Origin of the sequence: Stappia albiluteola (assembly GCF_014050225.1) — a bacterium.
GTDB lineage: Bacteria > Pseudomonadota > Alphaproteobacteria > Rhizobiales > Stappiaceae > Hongsoonwoonella > Hongsoonwoonella albiluteola.
Genome location: NZ_JACFXV010000014.1, coordinates 1 through 593 on the forward strand (window position 1 = coordinate 1; position 593 = coordinate 593).

Genomic DNA, 593 nt, shown 5'->3' on the forward strand with positions numbered 1-593 from the left:
GACGTGGGCGCGCAGGAGGAGCCGGCGGTGGCCGCCCTTGCGGATGGCGGCTTCGTCATCGCCTGGCGTTCGCTCGGCCAGGACGGGTCGAGCTATGGCGTCTACGCGCAGCGCTACGATGCCGATGGCATTGCGGTCGGCGGCGAGGTTCTGGTCAACACGCGCACGTCCAGCAACCAGCTGGAGGCTTCGGTGGCGGGGCTTGCCGGCGGCGGCTACGTGGTGATCTGGCAGTCGCAGTTCCAGGACGGCTCGGGGCGCGGCGTCTACGGCCAGATCTTTGATGCCTCCGGCAGCGCGGTGGGGGCTGAGTTCCGCGTCAACGAGACCACCACCGGCGACCAGGACGAGGCCTCGGTGGCCGGCCTGCCCGATGGCGGCTTCGTGGTCACCTGGACCTCCTCCGGTCAGGACGGGTCGGGCGACGGCGTCTACCAGCGCCGCTTTGCCGCCGACGGCTCGCCTTACGTCTTCACCCCGGGTTTCGTGGAGGACGGCGCGGCGGTGACGATCGCGCCGTCGCTGCAGCTCGGCGATGTGGACAGCGCCACGCTTGCCGGCGCCACGGTGGCGATCACCGACCATGTGGCGGG

General features: G+C 71.2%; 1 pseudogene. It reads left to right on the top strand.

Going from position 1 to position 593, the window contains the following annotated elements:
* Nucleotides 1-593 (top strand): annotated as a pseudogene (locus H2509_RS00805) (hypothetical protein); the annotation flags it as partial.